This window comes from Photobacterium sp. R1, assembly GCF_054600795.1.
The window spans coordinates 339,498-364,436 of the sequence record NZ_BAAHZP010000002.1; the positions used below are offsets into that span (position 1 = coordinate 339,498).

The 24,939-nt window shown below is 47.9% G+C and carries 25 protein-coding genes and 1 pseudogene; 11 read left to right on the forward strand and 15 right to left on the reverse strand.

Annotated elements, in window-relative coordinates:
- Positions 1-3: 3 nt before the first annotated feature.
- The 3 genes from ACYP03_RS04505 to ACYP03_RS04515 all read right to left on the reverse strand — a co-directional run bounded on the left by ACYP03_RS04505 (position 4) and on the right by ACYP03_RS04515 (position 2,734).
- On the reverse strand, positions 4-1,245 hold the full coding sequence (locus tag ACYP03_RS04505; protein WP_459778655.1) for a cysteine desulfurase-like protein: 1,242 nt from the start codon (positions 1,243-1,245) through the stop codon (positions 4-6).
- Positions 1,235-1,885 (reverse strand): 2OG-Fe dioxygenase family protein, encoded by a 651-nt coding sequence (locus ACYP03_RS04510; RefSeq protein ID WP_459778656.1) that lies wholly within the window; start codon positions 1,883-1,885, stop codon positions 1,235-1,237. Before ACYP03_RS04510 ends, ACYP03_RS04505 begins: the two co-directional genes overlap by 11 nt.
- Before the next feature lie 516 nt (positions 1,886-2,401).
- On the reverse strand, positions 2,402-2,734 hold the full coding sequence (locus ACYP03_RS04515; RefSeq protein WP_248142591.1) for a hypothetical protein: 333 nt from the start codon (positions 2,732-2,734) through the stop codon (positions 2,402-2,404).
- 136 nt (positions 2,735-2,870) lie between these two features.
- Here ACYP03_RS04515 and ACYP03_RS04520 point away from each other — a divergent pair, with 136 nt between their 5' ends.
- Both ACYP03_RS04520 and ACYP03_RS04525 read left to right on the forward strand, forming a co-directional pair.
- Positions 2,871-3,446: a DUF6942 family protein gene (locus ACYP03_RS04520; RefSeq protein WP_459778657.1), complete on the forward strand. Its 576-nt coding sequence runs from the start codon at positions 2,871-2,873 to the stop codon at positions 3,444-3,446.
- Between the two features lie 81 nt (positions 3,447-3,527).
- Positions 3,528-4,694 carry a cation:proton antiporter domain-containing protein gene (locus ACYP03_RS04525; protein ID WP_459778658.1) on the forward strand — a complete coding sequence of 389 codons (1,167 nt, stop codon included), beginning with the start codon at positions 3,528-3,530 and terminating at the stop codon, positions 4,692-4,694.
- A gap of 7 nt (positions 4,695-4,701) precedes the next feature.
- Here ACYP03_RS04525 and ACYP03_RS04530 read toward each other — a convergent pair whose 3' ends face one another.
- Together ACYP03_RS04530 and ACYP03_RS04535 are read right to left on the reverse strand one after the other, a co-directional pair.
- Positions 4,702-5,208, reverse strand: coding sequence for a hypothetical protein (locus ACYP03_RS04530; protein WP_330961183.1), 507 nt, complete (start codon positions 5,206-5,208; stop codon positions 4,702-4,704).
- A 133-nt stretch (positions 5,209-5,341) separates the two neighbouring features.
- Entirely contained in the window at positions 5,342-5,734 is a 393-nt protein-coding gene (locus ACYP03_RS04535; protein ID WP_459778659.1) for a hypothetical protein, read from the reverse strand.
- 460 nt (positions 5,735-6,194) lie between these two features.
- On the opposite strand from ACYP03_RS04535, the gene ACYP03_RS04540 reads away from it, so the two are divergent.
- From ACYP03_RS04540 to ACYP03_RS04565, 6 genes and pseudogenes are all read left to right on the forward strand, one after another.
- A complete protein-coding gene (locus tag ACYP03_RS04540) occupies positions 6,195-7,238 on the forward strand; it encodes a GMP reductase (protein WP_459778660.1) in 1,044 nt (347 codons plus the stop codon).
- Between the two features lie 261 nt (positions 7,239-7,499).
- Positions 7,500-7,808, forward strand: coding sequence for a S24/S26 family peptidase (locus ACYP03_RS04545; RefSeq protein ID WP_459778820.1), 309 nt, complete (start codon positions 7,500-7,502; stop codon positions 7,806-7,808).
- A 492-nt stretch (positions 7,809-8,300) separates the two neighbouring features.
- Entirely contained in the window at positions 8,301-8,957 is a 657-nt protein-coding gene (locus ACYP03_RS04550; RefSeq protein WP_459778661.1) for a hypothetical protein, read from the forward strand.
- Between the two features lie 482 nt (positions 8,958-9,439).
- On the forward strand, positions 9,440-9,844 hold the full coding sequence (locus tag ACYP03_RS04555) for a hypothetical protein (RefSeq protein ID WP_459778662.1): 405 nt from the start codon (positions 9,440-9,442) through the stop codon (positions 9,842-9,844).
- Between the two features lie 51 nt (positions 9,845-9,895).
- On the forward strand, positions 9,896-10,471 hold the full coding sequence (locus ACYP03_RS04560; RefSeq protein WP_459778663.1) for a hypothetical protein: 576 nt from the start codon (positions 9,896-9,898) through the stop codon (positions 10,469-10,471).
- Between the two features lie 14 nt (positions 10,472-10,485).
- Positions 10,486-10,710, forward strand: a pseudogene (locus tag ACYP03_RS04565) (hypothetical protein); the annotation flags it as partial.
- A 16-nt stretch (positions 10,711-10,726) separates the two neighbouring features.
- Here the strand turns inward: ACYP03_RS04565 and ACYP03_RS04570 are convergent.
- Entirely contained in the window at positions 10,727-11,134 is a 408-nt protein-coding gene (locus ACYP03_RS04570) for a hypothetical protein (RefSeq protein WP_459778664.1), read from the reverse strand.
- 262 nt (positions 11,135-11,396) lie between these two features.
- On the opposite strand from ACYP03_RS04570, the gene ACYP03_RS04575 reads away from it, so the two are divergent.
- Together ACYP03_RS04575 and ACYP03_RS04580 are read left to right on the forward strand one after the other, a co-directional pair.
- Positions 11,397-12,704 (forward strand): mechanosensitive ion channel family protein, encoded by a 1,308-nt coding sequence (locus ACYP03_RS04575; protein WP_459778665.1) that lies wholly within the window; start codon positions 11,397-11,399, stop codon positions 12,702-12,704.
- Between the two features lie 182 nt (positions 12,705-12,886).
- Positions 12,887-13,654: a hypothetical protein gene (locus ACYP03_RS04580; protein WP_459778666.1), complete on the forward strand. Its 768-nt coding sequence runs from the start codon at positions 12,887-12,889 to the stop codon at positions 13,652-13,654.
- Between the two features lie 92 nt (positions 13,655-13,746).
- Here the strand turns inward: ACYP03_RS04580 and ACYP03_RS04585 are convergent, their stop codons facing one another.
- On the reverse strand, positions 13,747-14,106 hold the full coding sequence (locus tag ACYP03_RS04585; protein ID WP_330961178.1) for a hypothetical protein: 360 nt from the start codon (positions 14,104-14,106) through the stop codon (positions 13,747-13,749).
- 433 nt (positions 14,107-14,539) lie between these two features.
- On the opposite strand from ACYP03_RS04585, the gene ACYP03_RS04590 reads away from it, so the two are divergent.
- Positions 14,540-15,586 carry a hypothetical protein gene (locus tag ACYP03_RS04590; protein ID WP_459778667.1) on the forward strand — a complete coding sequence of 349 codons (1,047 nt, stop codon included), beginning with the start codon at positions 14,540-14,542 and terminating at the stop codon, positions 15,584-15,586.
- Positions 15,587-15,670: 84 nt separating this feature from the next.
- Here ACYP03_RS04590 and ACYP03_RS04595 read toward each other — a convergent pair whose 3' ends face one another.
- The 8 genes from ACYP03_RS04595 to ACYP03_RS04630 are packed head-to-tail and all read right to left on the reverse strand — an operon-like array spanning position 15,671 to position 24,934.
- Entirely contained in the window at positions 15,671-16,699 is a 1,029-nt protein-coding gene (locus tag ACYP03_RS04595) for a hypothetical protein (protein ID WP_459778668.1), read from the reverse strand.
- Positions 16,696-17,484, reverse strand: coding sequence for a VOC family protein (locus ACYP03_RS04600; protein WP_459778669.1), 789 nt, complete (start codon positions 17,482-17,484; stop codon positions 16,696-16,698). The genes ACYP03_RS04595 and ACYP03_RS04600 overlap by 4 nt, the downstream gene beginning before the upstream one ends.
- Before the next feature lie 9 nt (positions 17,485-17,493).
- Positions 17,494-18,543: a ferritin-like domain-containing protein gene (locus ACYP03_RS04605; RefSeq protein WP_459778670.1), complete on the reverse strand. Its 1,050-nt coding sequence runs from the start codon at positions 18,541-18,543 to the stop codon at positions 17,494-17,496.
- Positions 18,544-18,558: 15 nt separating this feature from the next.
- Positions 18,559-20,481, reverse strand: a complete 1,923-nt coding sequence (locus ACYP03_RS04610; RefSeq protein ID WP_459778671.1) for a hypothetical protein — start codon at positions 20,479-20,481, stop codon at positions 18,559-18,561.
- A gap of 9 nt (positions 20,482-20,490) precedes the next feature.
- Positions 20,491-21,876 (reverse strand): alkaline phosphatase family protein, encoded by a 1,386-nt coding sequence (locus tag ACYP03_RS04615; protein WP_459778672.1) that lies wholly within the window; start codon positions 21,874-21,876, stop codon positions 20,491-20,493.
- Entirely contained in the window at positions 21,869-23,071 is a 1,203-nt protein-coding gene (eboE, locus tag ACYP03_RS04620) for a metabolite traffic protein EboE (RefSeq protein ID WP_459778673.1), read from the reverse strand. The genes ACYP03_RS04615 and eboE overlap by 8 nt, the downstream gene beginning before the upstream one ends.
- 50 nt (positions 23,072-23,121) lie before the next feature.
- Positions 23,122-24,006: a TatD family hydrolase gene (locus tag ACYP03_RS04625; protein WP_459778674.1), complete on the reverse strand. Its 885-nt coding sequence runs from the start codon at positions 24,004-24,006 to the stop codon at positions 23,122-23,124.
- The gene (locus ACYP03_RS04630; RefSeq protein ID WP_459778675.1) at positions 23,993-24,934 is read right to left on the reverse strand and encodes an EboA domain-containing protein; all 942 of its coding nucleotides are present in this window, start codon (positions 24,932-24,934) and stop codon (positions 23,993-23,995) included. The genes ACYP03_RS04625 and ACYP03_RS04630 overlap by 14 nt, the downstream gene beginning before the upstream one ends.
- Between the last annotated feature and the right edge of the window lie 5 nt (positions 24,935-24,939).

The following is a 24,939-nucleotide window of genomic DNA, read 5'->3' on the forward strand; positions in this document are numbered from 1 at the left end:
TAATTATTTTGTTTTTAAGAATGGAGACAAAGCTTCAAACAGTTTGTCGATTTCTTCTTTGGTATTGTAGTGCATAAAACCGATACGAATGACGCCACCACTCTCAAGAATACCCAGCTGGCGACACAGGCCTAATGCGTAGAAATGGCCATTCCAGACACACATGTTCTGCTGACCGAGCCGGAATGCTATATCCGACGGCGGCACATCTTCAACACGAATCGCGAAAGTCGGCGTACGTTCTGCGAGTTGCGTCTCATCCTCAATTCCAAACAATGACACATTGCTGAACTTTTTGACCCAATTCAGGAAATGCTGACTCAGCGCTTCTTCATGAGTCTGATACTGCGCATAGCTCGTTTCCAGACGCTGCCTCAGATTCTGCTCCGGTGTTCCCCACTGAGCTAGATAGTCAATGGCCGCAATCACGCCGGCCAAACCTTCAAAGTTCTGCGTGCCGGTTTCAAAACGCCCCGGACCAAAGTCCGTCGCCGGTTCTACTTTGTATGGTTTCAGCGTTTGCAGCCACTGCGGTGCCACATAGGCGATGCCAACGTGAGGTCCGAAAAATTTATAAGCTGAGCAAACGAGGAAGTCGCAGCCAAGTGCCTGAACATCCACCAGTTTATGCGGTGCATAATGAACCGCATCCACATAAACCTTCGCTCCGACACGATGCGCCGCTTCAACAATCCGGGCAACATCCACCACAGAACCGGTTGTATTCGATGCATAAGTCACCGCAACCAATCGTGTTTTCTCATTCAGCAGCGACTCAAAATGTGCATAGTCCAGCGTACAGTCATCTTCGTTGACCCGAACCTGACGAACCAGCACGCCTTTATCATCCGCAGCCTGCTGCCAGCTGGACACATTGGAATAATGATCCAGTGAAGTCACAATCACTTCATCACCCTGCTGCCAGTCACGCGAAATCGCACGGCTGAGCTGGAAGGTCAGCGACGTCATGTTCGGACCAAAAACAATGTTGTCTGGTGAAGGGGCATTCAGCAGCGCTTGTACAGCCTGACGGGCGGACGCCATCAGTGACACCGTCACCTCACTCGAGAAAAAAGCGCCACCTAGGTTTGAGTTATAGCGGCCCAGATAATCCGTCATCGCCTGAAGCACTGTCGAAGGCACCTGCGAACCACCCGGGCCATCAAAGAAATAAACAGGTTCATTATTCACTCGCTGATTCAGTGCAGGAAATTGCTGACGAACCTTCGCCACATCAAAGTGCATAATGTGTCTCCCGGGCCGTCAGAACAAACAGGTCCATATAACCTTGCTGATCTTGTTTCACCGCTTTGATCGGACGCGCGTTATGCCAGAGCTGATTATCCGCCAGAATAGCAACCTCACCCTGCTCCAACTCCATGCTCAGAATGGGCAAATCATCTTTCGTTTTGTAGACCAGGAACTCGCCACCTTCGATGTTCTCGCGACCAAAGCCGATTACGGCGATATGATCAAAGCCATCCTGATGGACACCTTCCGGCGCAACCTGAGTTTCTCCGTCCAGCGCAGCGATACGAATCTGATGAATTTCAATTTCCTGATCGTCTGACAGTGCATTGGCACGCTTGAATACTTCACACATCTCGCGCATACCCGCACTGTAAACAATCTTGTCTTCCAGCGGTTCAAATGTCCGGGCGACATTACCCTGAAAATGATTGATCTCATCCGACTGCATAAACGCTCTTTGCGGCAGATGCTCAATACCATTAGCGGTCGCTTTCACAATCGAATAGCGACGCAAACGGTATTCACCGTCGGCATGACCTGTTTTGGGAAGATGATTAAACGAAGGAGACAGATCGCTGATAGCCTGTCCACTTAATTGGGTGAGTTGAAGGGTACGATCCACTGAAACACTCATTGCATCTGCTCCTCTTAGCAAGCGCCACATCCATAGCAACACCCTGCATCCAGCAAGGCGTACGTCTCAGCCTGCACGACAATGCAAACATCGATTAACAATTTCATTACACAAGAGGATAAAGAAAAATTCGTTTTTGCCAACACCTTGCAGTGATAAACTTCATCAACTAGAGATAATTCAGTTAATAGCTCTACCCAAGTGAAAAACACTGGCCTATTAAACCAGATTTTTCTACTGGACCCTTGAAAAACCAGAGTTCTTTGCTAAAGAGTAATATAAGTTATTGATATTGAATGATTTAGCTTTTTGATTCTGATTCCAAAAGCCATCTCAGATCACACCAAAAACCAGTTTATTCTGCTGTTTGTGATAAAAATCCCATTCAAAATATTGGTATCGAATTGAATCATGACGTGATATTCGAATGAAGAAAGCCTCCCTGCCGCACACCAAAATGGTTAACGTCAGGAAGGCTTAAACTGGAGGATTTCAAAGAGACTGGAGGATCGTCAGTTATGGACGTTGTGGTGTGTAAACGTACTTGTCACCAGATTGCTTATAAAAAGCATTGTCGATAACGGCGTAGGTTATCCCGGAAATCACCGCAAAAGTCACCAGTTCCGGTAAGTTCGATCTGTGATATTCTCTACGCGGCCGCTCATGCACCACGACAACATCCCGATGGTGATAGTGTCTTGGTTCATGATAATGATGTTTATGTCTGTGTTTATGCTTGTAGTACTTTCGATGTTCATGACCGTATCCATGATCTCTGCCACCATGAGCCCAGCTCATTGCTGGCATGACCAAAGACAGACACAGCGCACCAATCCATAGATTTTTCATAGAATGCCACCTGTTCTTTTGCATTTATGTACAGCGTACATATAGCTTGGTAAAGCAGTGTCAATATCAGGTAAAGCTTAAGTAAAATCACGCAACATTCATTCAACACTCTGCATATTCAAGACAATCGACACAGATGCCTGAAAATAACGACAAGATCGCCCCTGAAAACAACAACCACCTGATCGGGCTGGGCTGCCCGGATTTCACCTTCGCGGCTTATATCGAGAGCCGTCCTGATATGCCCGGAATGGCAACCCTTGATCAATTGCAACCTGCAATCCCGGGGGAGATTGACAATATTGGTCAGGCCTGCGGCAACGGATGGCGAAAAGTGTTTAATGTTTATGCAAAACTGATTGGCGCCCTGGATCACCAGCGATTTCCCTTCGCCGCGCAAACACCAAGCTGGCAGCACTACCGGGATAATTTTTTACTCCAGCCATCCGGTCAGACTGCACTGCTTTTCAGCCCGCCCGCTCTGGCGACTGATATGGCGTTCCCCCTCAAATACCACATCATCATGGGGCGAACATATGCCAAAAAGCTGATCAGCGCAGGTCAGCTGAACATTCCTCTGACCTGGCTGGATCACGAATTTGCCATCAACCGGGAACACAGACTGGTTGTCTGCCCGTATTTCGATTATCGGCAGCTCTCCAACATCAAAATTGAACGTTTGGCAGCAATTCTCGCAGAATTCGGAACCTGAAAAGCAAGCAAAACTCCCCGGGAATTAAAAACATCTATGCTTTTAAAATGTCATTCCTGATTCTGATCGCCCGGGGGCCGTATGCTGAATGAGCTGCAAACCATGATTTTCGAAATCGGAATCATTGTGGTCAGTTCAGCATTATTGGGGACACTTTTTCTCTATGCCCGCCAGCCCATTATTCTGGCTTATATTGCCGCTGGCATCGCCCTTGGCCCCAGCGGCCTCGGAATGTTGTCGGATAATGACCGGATCATTCAGTTCGGACAATTCGGCGTTATTCTGCTGTTATTTCTGCTTGGCCTGAACCTGCAGCCTTTTAAACTCATCAGCCTGTTTCAGGAAAGTGCCCTGATCACACTGGGCACCTGCTGCCTTTTTTTTCTGGTCACCCTGGGATTCGGATGGTTGATTGACCTGTCTCTGGCTGACGCACTGGTCGCTGCAGCCGCACTGATGTTTTCCAGTACGGTGATCGGTTTAAAGCTGATTCCGACGACCACACTGCATCATCAGCGTCTGGGGGAAGTGATGACAAGCGTCTTACTGATCCAGGATATGCTGGCCATTATCGTCATTCTGTTTCTGAACGTCCGCACTCCGGATGCCATGCTCAGCGCGTTCGGACTCATTCTGATGAAACTGGCGCTCCTTTGCTTGCTGGCTTATCTTGGCGTGCGCTATCTGGTATTGCCCTTGTTCCGTCGCTTCGATGTGATTCAGGAGTATACCTTCGTGGCTGCACTGGCTTGGTGCCTGCTCTGGGCAGAAACAGCACATCTGGCTGGCCTTTCCTATGAGATCGGCGCCTTTGTCGCCGGACTTTCCATCGCAATCAGCCGGGTGGCCCAGGCCATTTCCCTACACCTGAAGCCTTTAAGAGAGTTTTTCCTGATTCTGTTTTTCTTCGCTGTCGGGGCAAAAATGGAATTCACACGGGGAGATGTGGTGCTGCTGTGGGGATTTTTGTTTGGTGTGATTTTAATTGTGGTGAAGGCCTTCGGTTTTGCATTTGCACTAAAACTGGCCCATGAAAAGGCGACCCGCGAGTTATCGGCCCGCTTAAGTCAGGCCAGCGAGTTTTCGCTCTTACTGGCCTATACTGCGCTGACCGCCGGACTAGTCTCCGATCAGGGGATGTTGTTCATTCAGGCGGCCACCCTGACCACCTTCATTTTATCGACTTACTGGGTTGTGAGCCGTTTCCCGACCCCGATTTCCAGTGCTAAAAACTTACGGCAAGACTAGTTTCCAACTATGCCGTACGGCGCTGGCATTGCATTGAGAAATGATCATGCGGCGTAATGTGGTACCACATTTCAAACTTCGCCGTGTTTTTTCCTTTCAGCACAGGCTGAAGGAAGATACGGTAACCCATTAAATCACGTTGCGCATCGTAGCCGAACGGATCCGCTTTATACGGATCAACCAGAATTTCCCGTTTCATCGAAACAGGTTTCAGCCGGTACTGGCCTTCGTGCGCTTCAAGCAGGTAATCAACGAAGAGGTTGAACTCCAGTTCCGTTTTCCCCTGCTCCTGATAGCGAATCCATTCTTTTGAAACCACTTTGCCATCACGATGAATGTCGTAATTTACCCAGCTTTCTTCCTTTTCTGATGCTTTTTTATCGGGCAAACATTGCCATTTTCCGACCAGCTCCGACATAGAAGCAAAATCTGTAACATCTGATTTCGCTGCAAGAACAGGCTGTGTCACCAGCAGCATCATTGCCAGGCATCCGCCCTGCGTCCATGACATCATCCATTTACCCTCTTTATTGTGGCTGCAAAACCTAAGATAGCCGACTTCATCTCATGGCTCCACCCGGTAATTCCCAAAATCAGACATGAAAAAAGGAGCCACAGCTCCTTTTTCAGGTTGATTCATTTTCGATTCAGGATGGTTTCGCCTGAAGCTGATCAAGCCCCTCATCAGATATCTGAGAAGAAGGGGATGCCGCCTTAGCGTCCCGCTTCTCTGCCAGGTAAGCCAACAGATGACTTACCGGCACAATCGGCCCCATCATATTCACCCGCATTGGCGACCCGACTGCACCCAGGTGCAATTCTGCGTCATCCGATGCCGAGTAGTTGTACTTATAGTTAAATTTGTCGGTTGCCAGATGGAGCAAATCAAACTCCTTCCGATGGCAGGAAATATACGCACGCCAATACATTGCATCCAGCACTTCCCCGGGGTTGAAAGCCCGAAGAATAAAGCGCCAGCTGCCATCCTCACCGTAAAAATCCAGCGGGAATATTTGCTTTATTTTTCTTTTGCTTAACAAGGTAAATCTATCCACTTAGCCAGCGAGACACTTGGATCTGTTTACCTTTCGTCATCAGCTGGCATCACGCAGTCGAAAGAAACGCTGCCGATCCGGTCCGGCGCAACACGTTTGATACCGGACAAATAACAACCACGAAAGATAATCAGACCCTCGGATTATCCTAGGATTAGGTCAGATTGGAAGAAAAAAAAGCAAAAAAATGACAATTTTGACAATTCGTTTCCGAATTCTCAGGAGGAATAACGGGGATGTAATCTTCGGGAGGATACCACAAAAAAAATGCATATTTCAGACTTGTGGAAAAATTTTCTCCGCCTATAATGCTGAAAACCGGAGCGTCTGCCAACGCTCCGGTTTTTTTGTGCCTGCTCTTCAGACAATGAAGCTATCTGCCAATAGTTCATACTCTGAAGAGCAATATCCGATAGCAACACTGAAGACAGATAAGGAAACTTCAATGCGTATCGAACAAGACCTGAAATTGGGATTCAAAGATGTACTGTTTCGTCCGAAACGTTCAACGCTGAAAAGCCGTTCTCAAGTTGAATTAACCCGCGATTTTACATTCAAGCACAGTGGCCGTCAATGGTCTGGCGTGCCGATTATTGCGGCCAACATGGATTCTGTCGGCAGCTTCGACATGGCTGCTGCACTGGCGAAACACAATGTCATGACCGCCATTCATAAACATTACTCCGTGGATGACTGGGCTGGCTTTGTTCACAGCAATGGTGCTGATGTCCTGAAACATGTGATGGTTTCCACCGGCACTTCAGATGCCGATTTCCAGAAAACCAAAGACATCATGGCCCTTTCTGACGATCTGCTGTTTATCTGCATCGACATCGCGAACGGTTATTCTGAGCATCTGGTTGAGTACGTTGAAAAAGTCCGCGCCGCTTTCCCGGATAAAGTGATCAGCGCCGGAAACGTCGTCACCGGTGATATGGTCGAGGAACTGATTTTGGCCGGTACCGACATTGTCAAAGTCGGGATTGGTCCGGGTTCTGTATGCACCACCCGCGTGAAAACGGGTGTCGGCTACCCGCAACTGTCAGCCATTATCGAATGTGCCGACGCAGCACACGGACTGGGCGGTCAGATCATCGGAGACGGCGGCTGCACCTGCGCCGGTGACGTCTCCAAAGCCTTCGGTGGTGGCGCCGATTTCGTCATGCTCGGCGGCATGCTGGCCGGCCATGAAGAAAGCAACGGTGAGATCGTTGAAAAAGACGGTAAAACCTACATGAAATTTTATGGGATGTCTTCACAGAGCGCGATGGACAAGCATTCTGGCGGTGTTGCCAACTATCGTGCCGCTGAAGGAAAAACCGTCCTATTGCCATACCGTGGCCCGGTTGAAAATACCATCCAGGATATCATGGGCGGTGTGCGATCAACCTGCACCTACGTTGGCGCGGCGAAGCTCAAAGAGCTAACCAAACGCACCACTTTCATTCGTGTACAAGAGCAAGAAAACAACGTGTACGGAAGAGAATAACTCGGTTTTTCCGAAGTGTTTAAGGCCGCTTTTAAGTGGCCTTTTTTATACCCCAAATAGCCAAGTGTCTACAAAATGGCGAAAAAGCCAAATCACTTCACAAGCAATCCGTTTCAACGCCTTTCTAATTCATTTGGTCACCTACCCGATCGTACTCCCTGAAATTTTTGTGATAAGTAGAAAAAGTGATGCACTGAAGACTATTGAACAATTGTTCATAATGGTATCCTTCGTTGCTCTTGGCTGTTCATACCAACACTAATAAATAGCTTATTAGATGAAGCAGGTGAGATTGTGATTAATGTTGTGACGTTGAATAAGTACCACCTGAAGCCAACGATCACGAAAATCTTAGACAAAGATGGCCAGTTGTATTTCATCAATTCCGAACAGACCCATGCAACTTCTGACCGATATCTGATCAGTATCGATGGCTCTCGATCTATCAACCCAGTTCAGAGATTGCCAGACAAAAAACTGGCCGTTGGGTTTAGTGGTTCAACCATCGACATATCGAAAGATGACATTGAAGTGCTTGGCCGTGTGGCAATGACAATGAGTAAGGAATAACTTTTATGCAAACAGGGATTGTTCGCAAATTCGTACTTGGTACAGCCATTTTTCTCATGACCTTTCAAGCGAGCGCTGTTAATCGAGACTTAAGCGCACTAAGCGATTGCGACTACGCAAAAAACATGATGTGTGAAAATTCACCTCTATTGGATAAAGCAGCAACTTTTCTAAACTCAAACGCGAACTACAAGGATATCACTCAATGCGGCTTAACTCCTTCAATGCGGCGCTAAGTGAAATAAAAGTCAAGTATGAATTACCTCCTTCCACTTACACATCTGATCCCAATAGAAAAATATCAAGTATCATATATTCAAAATTTATCGGTCGAATTAAATTGTTCGTGCAGGAGATTTATACGCACGCACGAAATGGTGGTGACAGAGATAGAATAAAATTACTGTGGTCAGAGATGAGAACTGCTATGAATCATCTAACTAAAAGTTGTAATTTCTAAAGTTAACAATAAACATCAGGCGTGAAATCATAATGAAAGAACATATTTTTAAATCTCGGTCAGAAAATATAAAAGAGTTTGTTTATGACGATATCAATAATATCATTCTAAAAATAAGACTAAATCCAATCATCATAAAAAAATTTGACTTTTTAGGTGGAAAATATATTGAAAGACTTGATGAAATAAATGACATTGGAAATGCTGACACTTCCTATTTCACCGATAGAGAACTAACTAGTTACCTACCATACTTTATTTATCTGGAAAATATCACCAATAGTTTAATTGATAAATTAAACGAGATTGAATTTATATTTGGAAGTGAAATCGACCATCTATCATCGCAGAACCAATTAAAAGATGCAGGGGATTTTAAATTAAGAAAGGAACTTTCCATATCTTTAAAAAAAGAATTGAAAGATCTAGTATCCCATATCTCTAGGATTGTAAAAAACATAACTGTCATTTCTATTTCAACATCTAACACTGATCATATTAATAAAAAAACAAGAATTGAAGAAATTGATTCTCTAACAAAAGAATCAATTGAAAAAATTCAATTCCATACCAAAAGCCATATCGATAAACTAGAAGATGTTAATAATAAAATACTAGATGACATGAATGATTTAATTTCAATGTACAAAAGGGAAACAGTAGAAAACATAAGATTATTGGAAAAATAATTCATAAAAAACCAAGAAACAAAACAAAGAAGCATTGATAAATCTATTGAATCATTTGAGAAATTTGTTTTAAATGCCGAAAAAAACATAGCAGATAATTTTAGGGTCAGTTCCACAGACTTTCAATTAAATTCAAGTGACATAGTAAACACAGCGATTGCTAGTATTAACAAAGAAACAAACACCAGCTTAAATAGTATACAGTCAGAAAAAGGGAAATCCCTTAGCGCTTTTCACGAAAAAATATTTGAAGAAACCTCTGGAATCAGAGAAAGAATACAGTCTGAAATCAGTGAATTTGAAAGTAAAAAAAGAAGATTGAAGATATCCTGGGTGATATAAGTAATAAGCATCAAGCACATGCGAATCGAGAACAAGCTGATATTGAAAAAACAGAAGCTGACAAGTTTAGAAAGTTTGGGTTAATTGGACTTATATGTGTCATTTTCTTATCAATTTGGCTATTCAATGATTATATTCACATGTTTGGAAAACCTGAGGATAACAATACAGTCGATCCTGATTTAGGTTTAAGTTGGTTCATAATTAGATTTATGACAATTACATTACTTACAACACCTTGTATCTACATGTTAAAAGAATCAGCCACACATCGAGCTAAAGAAAATTTATATCGGCAACGCGGTACACAACTTTCAAGTATTGGAGCATATCTAGATGAGCTACAACCTGAAGAACGTGCACAAATGAAAAAAGAATTGGCTAACCATTTCTTTAGTTTTCACGATGGTAAAGCAGACGTAAGCAATGTTCCTGATTTCCTTAAGAACCTTGGGGAAGCCGTAAAATTAGCACAATCAATAAAGGTTCCATCACTAGAAGACAAACCAGAACCTAAAGAAAGGGAGAAATCATCGACATCTTGATGAAGAATCCAGCAGAAAGAAGATCTATAGGCTTATACAAAGAGTTAAAAAATGAAAGCTGCAATTATTCAATACAAAGAAAAGTGGCTACCCAAGGCCAAATCATTTTGGGCTGGCTTAAGCAAGGATTCAAAAATCATCCTTATGGCCTGCGGTATCATACTGAGCATCTGGTTTGCGAACTGGTTCTTCCTAAGCGACAAACCTTTAGACGTAAGAGGCACATTTGGCGACATGTTTGGCGCTATCAATGCCTTGTTCTCTGGTTTCGCGTTCTTAAGTGTGATCTACGCCATTCTGTTACAACGAACCGAATTGTCTTTGCAACGCGAAGAACTTGCAATGACACGAGCAGAACTCGCCAAAGCTGCCGAGGCTCAGGAGAAATCTGAAAAGGCTCTCGCGAAGCAGGCTATAGCAATGGAGAGAACAGTATTGATCCAATCTTTAACTGCCGCATTAAAGGAAGAAGAAACAATGTTTCGCTCAGTTAAAAATTATTTAAATATAAGCGGCACACTCAAGGAAGAAGAGATTTCGAAAAAAAATAAAGCTGAACTTATTAGGGATAGAATTAACAAAATTCAAAGTAAACTAAATTTTCTCATTCAGGAAATAATTGACTAATTTCATTACGTTAAATAAGAAATCTTTACGATGTCTGTACGAGAAACCTTAAAGTCGGCAGTAAAAAACTCTGGCTTTGCGAATTCTATTCGCAAGGCCGGGATGGCATTCGCATTCGTAAACGATTTGTCACCAAAGGTGAAGCTGTCACGTTTGAACGTTTCACGATGAACGAGGTGAATGATGAAGCGTGGCTGGATGATAAGCCCGACTTTCGCCGGCTATCTGAAATTATTGATAATTCGAAAAAACAAATCACTGATGACTCGAATTTCTGGTTGCTAAAGATAAATTTCGCCAATGCTTACAAATATAATACGAGGATGGAATATAAATCAGTTCCAGCAGAAACAAGGCGGAAAATTTCAGAGACATCTCATAAAACATAGACAGCATTTCCACTTGAACGAAAAAGATAAATGAATTGCTGATTAAAATAAAAGCCATCAAATAACGATTTTTCAGTGGCGGTGTACCATAAACACAAGCGGCTGTGCCCCAAAGGGCAAATACGATAGAAACCATACACCATGCCGCCCACAAATTGGCAAACAGGTACACGTTTGAAGTCTCGGAAAGATCAGCCATCCTCCCTGAAGAAAACATTGCCGTCAGAATAAAAATCGTCAGAAGGATCCAGAAGTATATTTTCCCAATATTCATGCAGTCGTAAGCCTTTCGCATTCAAAAACATCATGTGCTTTCATCATGCGACCCATTGATATAAAACATTGAGCACATATGCGCTAACCGTAAAAAAGTTAGTCAATTCCAAAGCAACACCCCTACACGTACATCAGCAGGATGCCTTTGCTCCAACACTTCCATCGATCGTCACAATCTTTAACCCTTTGCCTCATGTAGATAAACGTGTATTCGTGCTACATTGGCGGCTGGTTTTTGATTGAAGGCAGCAAAATTTTCCATGCTTACGGAATGGTTCAACTCTCATCAGATAGATGTTCAACGCCTGATCGACCTTGGTGAAGCGCTGGGTCTGATCGCCGCGATTTCCATTGTGATTCATTTAATTCTGCATCGCGGGGTCATTCTGTGGTTAAACCGGTTTACCGGACACAGTGAAACGCTCTGGCACAAAGCCGTATTTGGCCAGAAATTATTCAGCCGGTTTGCCCTGCTGATTCAGGGGATTGTCATTGCGATTCAGGCACAGCTCTGGCTTTCCGATGAAAGTGCCGTCTATGAAATTCTGCAAACCCTCACCTCGCTTTGGATTGTTCTGTACGGTCTCCTGACACTCTTTGCCGTGCTCGGCGTGATTGAAGTCCTGCTGGGTCATACTCAGGCTGGCCGCAACATGCCGCTGAGAGGTATTTCCCAGAGCCTGAAGATCATTTTCTTTATTATCGCGGCACTGCTTGGTACCTCGATTCTGATTGGGAAGTCGCCGGTGATCCTGCTCAGTGGTCTGGGTGCGATGACGGCGGTAATCATGCTGGTGTTTAAAGATCCGATTTTAGGTCTGGTGGCAGGTATCCAGCTTTCGGCCAATAAAATGCTAAGTGTGGGTGACTGGCTGGAAATGCCGAAATACGGCGCAAATGGAGACGTGATTGATATCAGTCTGACCACGGTGAAAGTGCAGAACTGGGATAAAACCATTACCACGATTCCAACCTACGCGCTGATTTCCGACTCATTCAAAAACTGGAAAGGGATGCAGCAGTCCGGAGGCCGACGGATTAAACGCAGCCTGTTGATCGATGCCACCAGCGTGCATTTTCTTTCTGAAGAAGAAACCCGCTACCTGCGCAAGGCACAGCTGCTGGAACCTTATATGAAAGATAAGGTAGAAGAAATCTGCCGGTATAACGAGCAAAGCCGCTCTGATCTGGCATGCCGTATCAATGGTCGACGGCTGACAAATATTGGTAGTTTTCGGGCATATCTGGAGCGATACCTGCGTCAGCACCCCAGTATTCATCAGCATATGACGCTTATGGTCCGCCAGCTGCCACCAACACATGAAGGCATATCACTGGAAGTTTACTGCTTTACCAATACCACGGTATGGGTAGATTACGAACGCATTCAGTCGGACATCTTCGATCATCTCTATGCGGTACTCCCAGAGTTTGGACTGCGTGTTTCTCAGGCACCGACAGGCCATGATTTCCGTGAATGGCAAACGTCTGCCAGTCATCGGCATTCCCAAAGCTCGAAAGCGATTGCAAGTGAATACCAACCTGCCGAATCGATGAGAATGAACTAACCAGCCGCCTGCATTTTCACGATCGTCTTCAGACAGCCGTATCATTCGATGCGGCTGTCTTGTTCTGTCCTGAAATTCACAATTGTGCCCGTCTCAATGACGGCCATTGGCGCAATCATAAAAATTTTTCTTGAACATGGTCGCCATATGCACCTGTGTTTTTTCATATTTGGATCTTCATGATGAAGTTATTCGCTTTTACATTGATTCCATTTCTAGCGTTTCAAACGCAACTGGCTTTTGCCAATTCACTCCATCAAAGCACTTTGGTTGAAGAACAAAATGGCAAACGCGTGAGTTATACTCATTTTCAAGGTCATGAACCGTCAGAATATCGTGCAACGACTCTGTATTCTCAGATTTCGAAAAAGAAGTATGATGAATTTCAACAGACTTTAGATAGTTTATCGATCATAGAACAAAGTCTGGTGCCATCCGAAGATGACTATGTTCTGAAAATCGATCAAGACAAATACAATGAACGTCTGCAATGGGCCATCCGTTTCATCTCGGGCCTGAAAGTCACGAAGACACAACTTAAGGAAGGGATCACCCTGTCTCAAAGAAAAGGGACACTTTATCGGCAACGTTTAGAACAGTACTCTGAAGCGACCGCAGCGAAAATGAGGCCAGATCGCTATACGGTATTCCTGACGCACACAACCACGGGCACCCCTTCAATCGCTATTCAATGGCCCGGATATTGCCGCCCTGACACAATGCCGGAGCGGAGTGATGTACTGGTCAACAATGTGACCGTCAAGATGAAGGTCAGTTGTGATTCAGAGCACCTGATGACGACGGTACCTGAATCCCCAAAAGCATTACAGCAAGTGAAAAAGTCATTTTCCCGTGAAGCGTGGGTGACGATGAAATTCCCACAGAAAAAAGATGAAGTGAAATTCTGGACGGTCAACTTCCAGGAAAGCTGGGACGCCCTCACCAGGTAATCTGAATAGGTTCGGCCTGCATCTTCATGGCATCTCATCGCTGAGGTGCCTTTCTATTTCGGTGAACGCTATCACCTATCACCCTTTACCTATCAACTTATCAATCGCTCGCATTTGCGGCAGATCTTTTCCAGGAGCAACGCCCCGATAACCGGCAGGCAGTAAAACATCGCGTTTGTCGCAATGAAAAACAGCTGCTCTGCTTTAGGTGTAACCAAAAGAAACCAATGCATTTTTCTGTCGAGACCAAGAAACGCAGCCACCAGAACATACAGAACGGGTAAATGCTTTAATTGCAGTCTGAGCGCCAGAGCAATCGACACCATCAGGGCAGCCACAATCGTCGTGCCATGAACAATGCGTCCAAAGGTAAACTGAAATACCAAAGCCAACAGAATCATCATCGCAAGATAGATGATCGATTTCTTCAAGGCCGTTTTTAACCCGCTCATATGGCTCCAAAATGAATTCAACAAAATACCCTTCCTTATGGCGCTCTGATCGGATGATTTCTTAAATGTAACTGGCAATAAATAGAGCGCGAATAAGCCAAGCAGAAAGGGACAAGCATACAGGGACAGGTCCTTGACTCAATCGTTCCTGTGCCGTTAAGAAAGCGCCCCGTTACACAACGCTCACCCGCTCGCAGATTGGACACAAGCCCCGGAAAAGTGCCTGTCCCCGTTAGTCGTATTCACCTACAATCATACCGTTTGATTCAATTTAAAATTTTCATGTAATCATCAGCTGGTCAATCAACCGAACCGGCAAAACAGAAAATACTTCAACACCTCAATACCATCGCATCAAAAAATATTAACCTCATTCAATTCGAACGATGATGGAATCTTTATATCGTTCACAACCGTATTCACGGAGGAAACAATGCACCCGATGATAATATTTATCCCTGTATTATTAATTTTTTATTCTGCTCAGAGTTTTGCTTCCAACGGCGCCTGGATATTTGCACACAGAGCAAACAGCCCGGCATCCGTCAATTATGCAATTGATGACGGGCTGAATGCGATAGAAATTGATATTACGCATGCCTCGGAGATTTCACCCCGTATTCGGTGCAGTCAGGAAGAATGGTGTGCTTATCACCGGGGAGATGCCAAAGCTTATAATTTATCGGAGGTATTAAACACAGCCCATACAGGTACAGGCATCAACGGGCAAAGTATCAATCACATGGGTGCGGTCTGGCTCGATATAAAATCAGGACAGCGCTCAGACGCGGAATATCAGACACTCACGCAAATCGTCGACCACGCTCTGGGTACAGGTGATGGCTCGCTTCGGAAATTCTGGGGAGTATGGCCGGTCAGTCAGCTCGATACGGCCTATACACAAGTGGTCAGAGACGACATCTCCCGGTTTAAACGCCACCGGGAAAGTACGTTGATTATTGAAGTCGATAGCAACCGGGACAGTAATACTGCCGCGGAGAAGTGCAAATCATGGGAGATTCAGTGTGGTTTGTCTGCCGGGAATCCCTTTTTAGGGGATCTGGGTACGTATACGGGACCTTCCTGGGATATGAATAATTTAAACTATCTCAGCGGCGATATTGCGCACAAGTCTCACATCAACTCTGTCTTTTTGTGGACGTTTAATTGGGGCGGCCCCTACGAAGATGACATGGTGAGGCTCTTATTTGGTCATCGGAAAAACTGGGAATATTTAGCCGGATTCAACTGGCAGTGCGGGCAGGAAGGCAATGGCGTTATTATTGGCCCCATCAATTCTGTTTACGCAGAAAATTTTTGTACCCAGGACAATCATCACGATGCCTGTTCTGTTGCCATGGCAGCCATCCATGCAGGGCCGAATACCTTGGGTGACCGGAATACGGATGTCGGCCAGCCCAGAAACGCTTATGCCAGCCAAAACGCATTCAACTGCAATGCTTACTATCCGACTGACTAATCTGTAACGTTTCGATGCGTCCCCTGAAAAAGCGCAGCTGCTTTCAAGGGGCGCATTCAATCGTTTACCCTGATTTTGCCCACCTTAATTTTTCAGTCTTGGCGGTTTCAAATCACTCCATACACCCGCACCACGCTGGCTGGGGACAGCTTGCAACGCTTTCGTGCCCTGTAGCTGCTGCGTGTCCTGCTGAGCGCTAAACAGCTGACATTTTGGCAAGGGTGTTGCAGTGCACATTTGCCCGACTCTGTCCCAGGTGTCTTTCGCATTCGGTTTCTGAGTCCGGAAGCTCGTGTAATTCTGGCTGACAATCGGGGCATTAGCAGTCGTAGTATCCCCGGAGAAATAGAACGACTGAGGATGCCGGTACCAGACACCGTTATTCGCATCCGGGGACGCGTTTTTATTGAAAGCATAACCGAACAAAATCGGCTCAGAGCCTTGTAATGTCAGGGCGTAAGCCTGAACCGAATCATTCAGCTGCGCACTTCGCTTTGCGCTGTAAGGCAAATGTTTGATGAAATCGCGTCGTGGCGGATGATTTTCCGGTGAAAACAAACAGCATTCCGGCATATCTGCGGGCCTGTCTTCCGGGTAAGTCAGGAAGTAAGCTTTATTCCCGAGCGAAATGAAGGAGCAGGTGTAATTGTTATTCTGAATCGGAAAAATCGGCAGACAGTACTTATCGTAATGCTCCATCATGGCACCCTCACCGTCCCCGTCAGACGGGCGATACGTGCTGTCGTAATACGTCGTGCCATACGACACGGTATAGTCCTGTGCACTCAGCGTGGACGGCGGATTGGTATACGGTGGCGGATTACTCTGATAATTCTGAAAAACTCTGAACATGGTCCAGTCGCTGACCCAATATTCCGGATACTGAGGATCAGTGGGATCTCCCGCCTGCCGTTTTGGCAGACAAACACTCGCAGGTTCACAGCCGAAGTTATTGTGAACCCCCATGGTGAAGTAAACATCAGACGGTGCTTCTGCAGCGAACGTCTGCACATTCAGACTGAAGCTGACTAAAATCAGACTCAACACCATGCTCACCGCTGATGCAGTCAACACAGACCGTCTGCGCAAAGAAATACCCTGTCGTTGTTTCATGTGCTGCCTCCCATCCGGCTGATTAAACCGAGCTGGTTCTGTTGAGGATCCGTAAACATTGCAATCGTGACGCTGTCCATGCCTAATGGGACCGTTACCTGAGGCATCACTACCTGACCGCCTGACTGAACGATTCGCGCCAATGCCGATTCAAGGTGATTCACTTCAATATAAAAGCTGGCGAATTGATTGAATCCCGGCCTGTCGGCAATTTTTGCAATTCCGCCTTCCGGGCCTTGCGACTGTCCCGTGCTGATGGTCAGAAAAGGAGCTTCTGCCGTGCCAGTCTGCCGTATCTGCCAATCGAACAATGACGCATAAAATTCATCAGCCAGAGTGATTGGCTCAGGCGTCACGATTTCATTGAACCGGAAAGGCGTGACAGGAACGGGGACCATCTGACCGTCCCGGGTCACCGGCTCCATCACCCCAATCTGGTTTTGCTGCGGATCTGAAATCACCGCCAGACGGTACTGCCACTCTCCCAGCATTGATGACGCTGCAGGCATGACAATCTCTCCGCCCAGCGCAACAACCCCGGGCAGAAAGCTATCAATATCCCCGACCTGAACATAAAACAAGGTGGCCTGAGCAAACCCCGGCTCTGCCGAGGTTTGCGTCAGTAAGCCAGCCGGTGCATCGCCGGGTCTGTCCGGGAGAATGGCAAACAGCGCGCCCTGATCATCCATCTGCTGAAATCGCCAGCCAAACACTTCGCCATAGAAACGGCACAGCTCGGAAGGTGACGGCGTGACAATCTCATGAAAGATAAACGGATGACGCATAAGTCCTCCTTACACGTTGGTCGCAACGTACTGGAACGGCGGCGCAGCATATACGCCATTGCCCAGGTCAATGGTTACCATTTTCTGAACGCTCAGACGCAGCTCATACATCAGTCCCATCGCATGATCCAACTGCTGCGGTTCCCCGTTGAAGGTATGGTGCAGTGAGTTCAGGAGTGAGGAATAGGTGTAATTCGTCTGATCTGCATAACGCCGGGCCACACTGCCTGCCGGATAATCTTCTGCTTTGGCATTTGGTTTCAGGTTATACACATCATCCGGATTCAGCGGCACAGGCGCCCCGCTGAACGACCAGCCCACCGGAGAACCGGCATCTCTGACCAGACGTTTGCCGTAATAAATCTCAGCAAAACGATAATAGTGTGCCAGCTCACCCTCCTCATCGACCGGTGACTTACTGCTGCCCTCCCCCTGATCCACAATCAGTTGCAGCGCGCTGCAGGCACTCTCCTCGTCCGTGACGGCCCACAGCTCATTGGATGGGAACCATTTGGTATCGGCCAGCTGACGACTGGGATCACCGGTAAAAATGCCGTCCCCTAATTGTTGAATCTTGTCAATAATGGCCTGATAAAACTCACCAATCGTGGTATAGGACGGGTCAGCTGCCAGCATGAGTTTCTCAACCGGGATATCAATCGGATTTGCCGGTTCCTCAATCGCCATGAAGACAGTTTTGACCTGTTCTTTGGTCAACGGTGCCAGAGTAGCAACCAACCCCCGGTCTTCGCCAACGCCCATGGGTAACGGCCCCGGGAAAGTCGGCACGAACCCGGGCTTGTTTATTTGAGGCTGACCGCCAATCGCATTCAGCACGTTACAGGCAATACTCATGTGCAGCATTTCTTCAATCACAACACTGCGTACCAGATTTCCGGCTTCCACATTCTGGGCCTGTTTCAGTGAAAACAGCCCTGTCAGATAAACCGGGATCGTCGCGTGTTCCAGTTCAATGGCGCTTTGCAGGTAATGATGCAATTCTACGACATTGGTAATCCCGCGAATCTTTTCAACAACTTCCTTTTTGAGTTTCAACATGATCTTGCCCGCCCTTTAATCTTGTTTGTTGGTATGACGTCGATACAGGTCTGCTGCCAGCTCTTTTGACCCTTTCAAAACCTCCGGCGCTTCAGCAAGCAGACGCGCTTTCACCTGCCCCTGAGGCTCAGAAATTTCACAGGACGCACAGGGTTCAATCGGCAGCGGGGCATCATCCTGACCGCGACGCAGCACATACTTCCCGCTGCTGTCCTGCTCACACAGCCACTTCAGGATCATTTGCCGTTTGGGTTCAGACAGGTCGCGTGTCACCGGCATATAGTTGGGATCGTTATGCTCCCGGGAGAAGGCCAGCTCCAGCACACTGCGGAATCGCACCATTGACGCGTAGCTGCTGAGGTTGACCAGCATGCGCCCCATCACCGGATACAAATTGTTGTACTGACTCATGATGGGTTTGACGTCATTCCAGGTCGGCTGAGCCGGCACGGTGTAATGGTCAAAAACCAGATTGGCAATGATATCCATGAACTGCTGGATATAATCCGTCGCACCCACCGGTGTATAACTCATCAGATACACCTGACCATCCATATACTTTCTGGGATTGCCTGGCCCTGTCACCGAATATTCGTAGCGGGCTTTTCCGTTGGCATTCGTGACAGCATTTTCGCCCATCGTGATCGCGGATGCCGGAATATTGATGACAGGAATCGGGACGTCCAAATCATCCGGACCAGCACCCTGATCAGATGCCGGCGGCTGAAGCGTGACCTCAATTTGCTCGCCTTTCGACGGCACCCCATAGCGTGAAGCATAAAAATCAACCGCCACCGGCATATCCGGATTCAGCCGGTGAACCACCTGTTCGGCCCGGACTAGCAGACCGTCCGGCGTCTCACGGATCAGGATGGAATTGTCATTCGTATTGAGTAAAGCCAGTGGCTGTGAACTCATGGCCTGAATCTGCCTGTCTGTCAGATTCGTGGCATTGAACAACGCCCCGGTATTGTGCATCCAGTTTGTGCTCATATACGGAATCGGATCGCCAATGGGTGTGAATACCGACTCGCTCAGATGTGTGGTGCCTTCATCAAATTCGCTGCCCAGCATCACCAGCTGAATCGGTCCAATATCGACAAAATCACCATTGCCATTCAACAGGGGTAAAGCATTACTCAGGTCCACACAAATATTGCGTCCTTCTGCATCCACCTGAGCGTTAAAAAAGTTCATATTCTGCGGCGTTCTGTCACCGTTTGCCGGTGCAAATCGACGCCCCAGCACAAAGCTGTCTGGCTCGCCTTCCAATGCGGGGCCAATCACACCCGACACTCGCCCGATGGTAAATTCCGGGTTGGTATGATCCGTGTTATAGCTGTAAACCATCATCCGAACCGACAGCTTGCCGACTTTATCCGACATCGCTTTCAGTTGCTGCAGGAAAGGCGAATGACTGACATTCACCCAGGACAGATCTTCCAGCACCGACTGATAAATCGCCGTTGCCGTCTGATCCCCATCGCCGCTTTGCTGCTGGCGTCCGAACAGAATGTCACGAAACGGCGCAGGCAGAAACTTCCCTTCAAAAAAGCCGGGGATTTTGCCGTCAGTCAGGCGCATGGTCAGACCCCACAACTCAGAAACCAGCTGCATCTGCGGATCAAGATCGACCATTTTGGCGCTGACCAGATCGTTCGAACCGCCGATCAGCATGCCAATCACCGGATCTTTCTTCGGATCGCGGGTAGTGCTGCCGTCCTGATACCCGACTTCCGTTACCCGGCAGTCAATCAGCCGGAAAGCACCGGAACCACACGGGTTCCACCAGCCGTTCATATTTTGGTCGTCCTTATATTCCTGATATTCCGGTTTGAATTCAGCGACATCAAAATGCCGGACATCATTATTGACGGTAGAGACATCCGACTGGAATTTGCCGGAGAACACCATCCGCAAGTTATTTAAGTAGCTCATATTGCCTCGCTATTGAAAGTGCTGTTGCAACAGACCACAAACTTGCTGCATGGATAAGCAATCCGGCTGATCCAGCCGATTCAACATCTGCTTGTTATTGGTGATGAAAATCGGTCCATGCTCGGGAGAATCCGCCAGTCGGCCATGACTGCCTTTCACTAACGACGTATCTAACGGAATCACATCCATCAGCATGCGCTGCCCGAGTTTTTTCTGTAATAAACGGGCAGCGATTTTGAGTTTGACGAAACGAATTGCAGGGTCGACAAAGAGTTCCACCGGGTCGTACCCGGGTTTGCGGTGAATATCTACGGTTCGGGCAAAGTCTGGTGCTTTGCTGTCGTCGAACCAGTAATAGTAATCAAACCAGCAGCCGGGTTCTGCAATCAGAACCAGCTCACCGCTGCGGTCATGATTGACCTGCACAACCTGCTGTTCGCGGCGATCCAGCACCTGTTCAATGCCGGGCTGGGACTGAAGGAACTGTTTCACAGGCTGAATATCCCGCGGATCTTTGATATACACATGAGCAACCTGATGATCAGCAACAGCAAAGGCACGGCTGGCACCACAATCCAGCAATTCCCAGTCCACAGAATCTCTGACCCGCAGGAATCCGGCTTCCCGTAAGATCCGGTTCACTGAGACCGACTGGCTGACCGGGGTGATCCCGTATTCAGACACCACCATGACATCAGCGCCCTGTTCCCGGGCAAAGTCGATCAATCGTCCGGCTTCACGATCAATCTGAGCAAGATCGGCATTGATCGCCGGCGAATCCGGCCCAAGCCGTTGCAGGTTGTAATCCAGATGCGGCAAGTAAACGAGCTGAAGATCCGGCCGGTTCATGGTGAATTCCACCATGGCACAGTCGACAATCCAGCGGCTGGAACGAATGTCTGCCGCGGGTCCCCAGAAATTAAAAAAAGGAAAGGTGCCGACTTTCGCTTCAATATCCTGATGTAGCTGTGCAGGTTCGGAATACAGACCGAGAATTTTACGGCCATCAGCCGGATAATGCGGACGCGGTGTGACGGCATGATCCACATCGGCATACATGTTGTACCACCAGAACAACTGGGAACAGCGAAAATCGGGACGTGATCGCTTGAGCTTGTGCCAGATTTTCTCGCCCTGAACCAGCTGGTTCGGCTGCAACCAGAACTTCACTTCCGCCAGTTCGCGAAAATACCAGCCATTCCCGACAATCCCGTGTTCCGCAGGGCTCAGCCCGGTCAGCATTGATGCCTGTGCTGTCGCCGTGACAGCTGGAAACACACCCTGCAAGGGCGTCATGATGCCTTCATTCGCCAGCGCATTGAGCCGCGGGGTATGTTCCCCCAGCAACGCAGGAGTCAGCCCGACAATATTGATCACAATCAGCGGCTTAGTCATAGCGCAATAAGCCTCTGTCTTTCAGACGCTGTTCCAGCCAGTTCAGTTCTTTGACGATACCGCCAATCAAATCATCGTCATTTTGTGGCTGTAATCCGGGCGGTAAAACCAGCCAGGAGTAAGTCTCTACTTCCAGCCAGGGTTTAACCTGATACCGGTAATCAGACAAAAACTGGAAGACGCTGTTCAGGGTGTCGTGCAGGGGGGTCATGGCCGGGTGAGTACATTGGGCCATATCCAGTGGCACATGGAAATGGACCCGCCAGTTCTCGGCCTCAGCCAGTTCTGAGCCCGATGCATACATGGCTGACAGCGCTTCAGACAGATCCGGCATGGCACTGAGACGCCCGTCGGTATGCCGGGCTTTGACCTGATGCAAATATCGCGCTTCCGCAAATTGCGCCAGGACGTCCGGTAAGTCCGACAAAGGATCCTCCAGTGCCTGCGTATCGACTTCAAAAGCATTCGAAATCTGAATCTTCCCAATATAGATCCCGGCTTCCGTCAGACGACGCAGAGAATCATAGGCATCCTCGTACATGACCCCCTGATGGCAGACATCAAAGCACACGCCAAGATGCTCAGGATAGCCGCCATTTGCTGCGGACAAGGCCGCGAAAAAATCAATCATCTGTGAGGTTGACTCGAGCACGCAGTCCGGCTCCATTTCCAGACAGACCTGAATCTGCCGTCCCTCCAGATCTTTCAGGACCGCAAGCTCCTCGTTCAGCCAGATCAGATGTTCAATCGCTTTCTGGTGCTTGTCGTCATTCCAGTGTTGCCGGTAGCCGAGTGGCAGAGTTGAAATTGCGCCCATCGTCACGTGATGTGGGAGACAGTTCGCCAGAATGACCGCCAGCTGGCAGCTGTAGATGAGTCGTCTCGGATCACTCCAGTCTGGCAGGTACACATCGTCTTTCACCTCGATCTGGTGAAAGTTGCCATAAGGAAAGCCGTTTAACGTTGTCAGCGACACACCGTTGCGTTGCAGGCAGCGCCGGAAATGCTGCAAGGCTTCAGGATGCTGTAACTCCGATGCAGCGCTTGCGCTCAGCCACAAGCCGCTCGCCATCTGAGTCTGCCCCCGCTTCGCCATCACCGGTGAAAAAAATCGGCTGAGATTCGCTTCCACGTCTGCCAGCGTTTCGCCAGGGTGAAGGTTACTGCAATAAGCCAGTTCACTCGGATGCCACATACCACCCCATCTCCTTGTGTCCGTTTATCCCCTGAGCGCTGATATCAGGTTCAGTTCTCAACAACCGGTTCCTGTCCCCGCAGCGCTGAGTTGGATTCCCACAACCGAGTTTGATCAACTTTAATCGGCGTATTGACTGCCTCTCTGCTGATCCGGCCGCTTTGCGCAAAGAAATCAATCGGATTTTCAAACAGTACCCGGGTAATATCAGCTTCGCTGTAACCGGCATCTTTCATCGCGGCTCCGGTCTTCGGTACTTTCAGCGGATCACTGCATCCCCAGTCCGCAGCGCTGTTGACCACCATTTTTTCCAGACCGTATTCCTTCAGCAGTGCGACCATACGCTGCTCAGACATCTTGGTGTTGGGATAAATGGAATGGCCCCGCCAGCAGTCAGTTTCCATCACCATCGGCAGCGTGAGTTCGTTCAGATGATCGATCAGGACCATCTCTTCAGGGATTCCCACTTCACGAATCAGAGCGATTGTTCGTTTGGTTCCGCCAATCTTGTCTCTGTGCGGTGTATGAATCAGTACCGGCAGCTCAAACTCCATCGCCAGCTGCATCTGCTCAGCCAGAAAAATATCTTCTTCCGGCGTGATATCGTCATAACCGATTTCGCCCACAGCCACCACGCCATCTTTGGCCAGAAAACGGGGCAGCACCTCCATCACCTGATTGGCCAGTGCCAGATCATTGGCTTCTTTGGGGTTCAACCCCATGGTGCAGTAGTGATGAATCCCGAACTGGCTGGCTCTGAATCGTTCCCAGCCCAGCAGGGAGTCAAAATAATCGACGAAGCTGCCGACTGATGTCCGTGGCTGTCCCTGCCAGAAAGCCGGCTCTATCACGCCGACGATACCGGCCGCATACATACGCTGATAGTCATCTGTGGTGCGAGACACCATATGGATATGCGGATCAAAGAATTTCATGATGAGAATGTCCTGTTGTTGAAAATGGGGAGTGCGAGCGTTTGAAAGGGAATTCTGACAGCAGGCGATCAGCAAGCATCCGGGTTTCATCCGGCATCGACGACTGAAGGTGAGACAGTTTTCGCCAGAACTCCGGCGGGCAGTCCTGTCCCCCGTTATTGACCAGAGCCAGCAGCGTATAGTGCTGATGTTCCTCTGATTCAGAAAATACATATTGCATGTACATTTGTTTCGCTGTGTCCGTGAGATAGCGATAGCGCATCCCCAGCCAGATTGACGTCGGCACCTCCCGCGCTGCACGCAGCCGCTCTTCTGTTAAATCCACACAGAGTTGCGTCAGTTCAGGCGACTGACGCAGCGGCAGCCCTTCAATCTGCTGAATATTTAAATCAAGGAACAAGGCTTTCAGTACCAGTTGATGAAAGGCCCGCTCATTAAAGTACTTCACCGGATAAGAGTTATTGAGCGCAATTGCCGCGAACAGGTTGATATCATTGGTCCGCGTCGTTTCCATCGCAATCGGGTTCAGATCATGATTCTCCCCCAGCCAGTCCAGTGCCCGGACAGTGACAATTTTTTCGTTTTCATCAAATTGCCGGTAAAGAGAAAACAGTAACTCCCCCCACTGCGCGCTCGGCACGATGCTTCTCAGTGTCAGCAGCAGCAAGAGCCGGCCAGCCTGATCAACCTGCCAGTGTGTCCCTTCGGGCTGGTATTTCAGTTCCTCTTCCCCCAGTTTGCGCCGGGTCATGGCACTGGTCAGCATCAGGGCGTTCACTGCGTTATCGAGTGTTCTGCAATCCAGAATTTTGTCTCTGGCAACCTGCAGCCAGGTTCTGGATGCAGGATCCAGCATGGCAAACAACTCACTTTGCAGTGCATCCGGAGAAAAATGGCTTAGCGGAGTATCAAAACGTCGGGAATACATAATTT

Coding starts and splice junctions, on each gene's coding strand:
- ACYP03_RS04505 (WP_459778655.1), bottom strand. CDS start 1,245: ATGCACTTTGATGTGGCGAAGGTTCGTCAGCAATTTCCTGCACTGAAT.
- ACYP03_RS04510 (WP_459778656.1), bottom strand. CDS start 1,885: ATGAGTGTTTCAGTGGATCGTACCCTTCAACTCACCCAATTAAGTGGA.
- ACYP03_RS04515 (WP_248142591.1), bottom strand. CDS start 2,734: ATGAAAAATCTATGGATTGGTGCGCTGTGTCTGTCTTTGGTCATGCCA.
- ACYP03_RS04520 (WP_459778657.1), top strand. CDS start 2,871: ATGCCTGAAAATAACGACAAGATCGCCCCTGAAAACAACAACCACCTG.
- ACYP03_RS04525 (WP_459778658.1), top strand. CDS start 3,528: ATGCTGAATGAGCTGCAAACCATGATTTTCGAAATCGGAATCATTGTG.
- ACYP03_RS04530 (WP_330961183.1), bottom strand. CDS start 5,208: ATGATGTCATGGACGCAGGGCGGATGCCTGGCAATGATGCTGCTGGTG.
- ACYP03_RS04540 (WP_459778660.1), top strand. CDS start 6,195: ATGCGTATCGAACAAGACCTGAAATTGGGATTCAAAGATGTACTGTTT.
- ACYP03_RS04550 (WP_459778661.1), top strand. CDS start 8,301: ATGAAAGAACATATTTTTAAATCTCGGTCAGAAAATATAAAAGAGTTT.
- ACYP03_RS04555 (WP_459778662.1), top strand. CDS start 9,440: ATGTTTGGAAAACCTGAGGATAACAATACAGTCGATCCTGATTTAGGT.
- ACYP03_RS04560 (WP_459778663.1), top strand. CDS start 9,896: ATGAAAGCTGCAATTATTCAATACAAAGAAAAGTGGCTACCCAAGGCC.
- ACYP03_RS04570 (WP_459778664.1), bottom strand. CDS start 11,134: ATGAATATTGGGAAAATATACTTCTGGATCCTTCTGACGATTTTTATT.
- ACYP03_RS04575 (WP_459778665.1), top strand. CDS start 11,397: ATGCTTACGGAATGGTTCAACTCTCATCAGATAGATGTTCAACGCCTG.
- ACYP03_RS04580 (WP_459778666.1), top strand. CDS start 12,887: ATGAAGTTATTCGCTTTTACATTGATTCCATTTCTAGCGTTTCAAACG.
- ACYP03_RS04585 (WP_330961178.1), bottom strand. CDS start 14,106: ATGAGCGGGTTAAAAACGGCCTTGAAGAAATCGATCATCTATCTTGCG.
- ACYP03_RS04590 (WP_459778667.1), top strand. CDS start 14,540: ATGCACCCGATGATAATATTTATCCCTGTATTATTAATTTTTTATTCT.
- ACYP03_RS04595 (WP_459778668.1), bottom strand. CDS start 16,699: ATGAAACAACGACAGGGTATTTCTTTGCGCAGACGGTCTGTGTTGACT.
- ACYP03_RS04600 (WP_459778669.1), bottom strand. CDS start 17,484: ATGCGTCATCCGTTTATCTTTCATGAGATTGTCACGCCGTCACCTTCC.
- ACYP03_RS04605 (WP_459778670.1), bottom strand. CDS start 18,543: ATGTTGAAACTCAAAAAGGAAGTTGTTGAAAAGATTCGCGGGATTACC.
- ACYP03_RS04610 (WP_459778671.1), bottom strand. CDS start 20,481: ATGAGCTACTTAAATAACTTGCGGATGGTGTTCTCCGGCAAATTCCAG.
- ACYP03_RS04615 (WP_459778672.1), bottom strand. CDS start 21,876: ATGACTAAGCCGCTGATTGTGATCAATATTGTCGGGCTGACTCCTGCG.
- eboE (WP_459778673.1), bottom strand. CDS start 23,071: ATGTGGCATCCGAGTGAACTGGCTTATTGCAGTAACCTTCACCCTGGC.
- ACYP03_RS04625 (WP_459778674.1), bottom strand. CDS start 24,006: ATGAAATTCTTTGATCCGCATATCCATATGGTGTCTCGCACCACAGAT.
- ACYP03_RS04630 (WP_459778675.1), bottom strand. CDS start 24,934: ATGTATTCCCGACGTTTTGATACTCCGCTAAGCCATTTTTCTCCGGAT.